Raw genomic sequence first — 3,194 nt, 5'->3', positions numbered from 1 at the left:
ATGTCCGCCATGCGGAACTGCAGCACCTGGAACTTGCCGATGGGCATGCCGAACTGCTTGCGGGTCTTGCTGTATTCCACGGTTTCATTGAGCAGCACGGACAGGCTGCCCACGGACTCCGCCGACAGGGCCAGCAGGCCCTCATGGAGCACCTGCTGGGCGATGGCATAGCCGCCATGCAATGCACCGATGCGGGCCGCCTCGGCCACCTTTACCTGGTTGAAGCGGATCTCCGCGCCCTGGCGACCGTCCACGGTACGGTGGGGCACCCGCTCCACCCCCGGTGCATTGGCATCCACCAGAAACAGGCTGAGGCCATCCTGATCACCGGGCTGGCCGGCGGTACGCGCCAGCACCACCAGCAGGTCCGCCTGGTCGCCGTTCATCACGCAGCTCTTGGTGCCATTCAGTATCGCCTCATTGCCATTCAGGTCGGCGACCATGGCGGTGTTTTCCAGCGTAAACACCCGCTCATACTCTTCCGCAGCAAAGGCCACCTGTAGCTTGCCTTCCAGCAAGGCAGGAATGGTCTCCGCCTGCTGCGCCGCGCTGGCCTGGCGCAGAAAACCGCCGCCCAGCACCACGGTGGCAATATAGGGGGCCATAATCAGGCCCTCCCCCAGGGCTTCCAGCAGCACCATGGTTTCCAGCGGCCCCATGCCCAGGCCGCCGTGCTCTTCCTCGAACGGCACCGCCAGCCAGCCCAGATCGGCAAATTGCTGCCAGGTGGCCGCATCCAGTGGCATCAGTTTCTTGTTCCGGCGATGGGTTTCCACATCACTGTTGTCACGCACAAACCGCTTGGCGCTGTCCGCCAGCATTTGCTGTTCTTCACTCAACTGAAAATTCATCGTTGTTCTCCATTCCCGGGCGACTGCCGGCCTTCGCCGCTCAAGCCTTCACCATGCACAGCATGGTTTCCCACAAAACCTGACACCACCGAGAGCCCCTGTGGGAAGTCATGCTTGCATGACGAATCCCGGCCCTCGGTCACCCTCAAAGCCCCAATACCGCCTTGGCGATAATCCCGCGCTGCACCTCATTGGATCCGCCATAAATGGAACAGGCCCGCGAGTTCAGATAATGGGGCATGGCAGTGAGTGCATACTCCGGCCCGATCACCGGCTGTTCCTCGCCGGGCACCAGGGCCTGGGGCTGCCAGATCACACTCTGGCTACCCAGGGTTTCAATGCGCAGCTCGGTGACTTTCTGCAGCAACTCGGTGCCGAGAATCTTGGTCATGGAGGACAGGGCCCCGGGATCCTTGCCGGCAGACAGGGCGGACTTGATGCGCATCTCGGTGAATTCCAGCGCCAGCACATCCGCCTCCAGGGCGGCAAACTTGTGCTGCCATACCGGGTCTTTATTCAGCGGGCCAAAAGCGGTCTGTTGCTTCTCGGCCATCAGGCGGATCTTTTCCAGCATCACGTTCAGGCCCGGCGCATATTCCTGGCCACCACGCTCGAAGGTGAGCAGATACTTGGCCACGGTCCAGCCGTCGTTTTCCGCGCCTACCCGGTTCTTCTGCGGTACCCGCACATTGTCGAAGAACACCTGGCACTGCTCCGGCACTTCATCCAGGCCAACAATGGGCTCGATGGTGATGCCGGGCAGGTCCATGTCCAGCAGCAGGAAGGTAATGCCCTGCTGGGGCTTGCCGTCGCGATTGGTGCGCACCAGCGCGAACATCTTGTTGGCGTAGTGGGCGTAGGTGGTCCAGATCTTGGTGCCGTTAAGGATGTAGTCGTCGCCATCCTTGTCGGCAAAGGTCTTCAGGGAGGCCAGATCGGAGCCGGAGCCCGGTTCGGAGTATCCCTGGCACCAGAAGTGTTCGCCGTTGAGAATTTTCGGCAGGTATTCCTGCTGCTGCTCCTCGGTGCCGCAACCGATCAGGCAGGGGCCACACATGTGCAGGCCCATGGGCACCAATGGCGGGGTCTCGGCCCGGACCAGCTCCTCCGCGAAGATGGCCCGCTGACTCACACTCCAGCCGGTGCCGCCGAATTCCTTCGGCCAGTGCGGCGCCGCCCAGCCCTTGTCGTTGAGAATGCGCTGCCAGGCCATGGCTTCCTTCACCGGCGCAAACACCGATGTCACCAGCCTGCCCGCTTCCCGGATTTCCGGGGTCAGGCTCTCCTCCAGAAAGGTGCGCACCTCATCCCGAAACGCCTTCTCCTGCTCCGGCACCCGCAGATCCATACCCTACTCCGCTGTTATCAGATTCAGTGGACCCAGTGTACGGGAGACAAAATGAGACACTCATGACGATTCGTATCACGCCACTGGCGAAAAGCGTCAAAGGCTGCCGCCCTGGCTAAAGACAAAGCGGGTACGAGCCACGCCCCGCCGGGGCAAGTCCGCTATAATGCGCCGATACTTCATGCAGACAGGCAACACCCGCTTATGAGCATCAACTGGTTCCCCGGCCACATGAACAAGGCCACCCGCGAAATCCGCGACATCCTGCCCAAGGTGGACCTGATCATCGAAATCGTCGACGCCCGCCTGCCCTACAGCAGCTCTAACCCGGTGATCGAGAATTTCCGTGCCGACAAGCCCTGCCTGAAACTGCTGAGCAAAAGCGACCTGGCCGACCCGGACATCACCCAGCAGTGGCTCGACCACCTGCAAAAAGACCCCACCGTCCGCGCCCTGGCCATCACCACCCACAAACCGGAATCCATCCGCAAGCTGGCGGACCTCTGCCAGCAGATGGTCCACAAAAAGCGGGACCGGGCCACCACCATCACCGCCCTGATCACCGGCATCCCCAACGTGGGCAAATCCACCTTCATCAACACCCTGGCCGGCCGCCAGGTAGCCCGGGCCGGTAACGAACCGGCGGTGACCCAGCGCCAGCAACGCATCGAACTGGGCGGCGGCCTGATTCTCATCGACTCCCCCGGTATCCTCTGGCCGAAAATCGAAAACCGTAACAGCGGCTACCGCCTGGCCCTCTCCGGCGCCATCAAGGCCACCGCCATGCAGGAAGACGACGTGGCCCTGTTCGCCGCCGAATACTTTATGCAGGCCTACCCGGAACAAATGAAAGAGCGCTTCAAACGCGATGACCTGCCCGAAGAAGGCGTGCCCTTCCTGGAAACTATCGGCAAACAACGGGGCTGCCTGGGCAGCGGCGGCCACGTGGACTTCGACCGCGCCGCCACCCTGCTGATCAGCGAATACCGCGGCGG

Annotated in this window: 3 protein-coding genes; 1 reads left to right on the top strand and 2 read right to left on the bottom strand. The window is 62.1% G+C overall.

The window, feature by feature from the left end; all coding sequences use genetic code 11:
• Nucleotides 1-851, bottom strand: an 851-nt coding sequence (locus HUJ17_RS02225) for an acyl-CoA dehydrogenase family protein (RefSeq protein WP_290509161.1), incomplete at its 3' end; no start/stop codon positions are given.
• A gap of 145 nt (nucleotides 852-996) precedes the next feature.
• Nucleotides 997-2,199 carry an acyl-CoA dehydrogenase family protein gene (locus tag HUJ17_RS02220; RefSeq protein WP_290509160.1) on the bottom strand — a complete coding sequence of 401 codons (1,203 nt, stop codon included), beginning with the start codon at nucleotides 2,197-2,199 and terminating at the stop codon, nucleotides 997-999.
• Nucleotides 2,200-2,403: 204 nt separating this feature from the next.
• Here HUJ17_RS02220 and ylqF point away from each other — a divergent pair.
• On the top strand, nucleotides 2,404-3,194 hold a 791-nt coding region (ylqF, locus tag HUJ17_RS02215; RefSeq protein ID WP_290509159.1), incomplete at its 3' end, for a ribosome biogenesis GTPase YlqF.

The sequence above is a fragment of the Alcanivorax sp. genome, from assembly GCF_014762765.1.
Classification (GTDB): domain Bacteria; phylum Pseudomonadota; class Gammaproteobacteria; order Pseudomonadales; family Alcanivoracaceae; genus Alcanivorax.
This window is presented reverse-complemented; position numbering and strand designations above follow the sequence as displayed.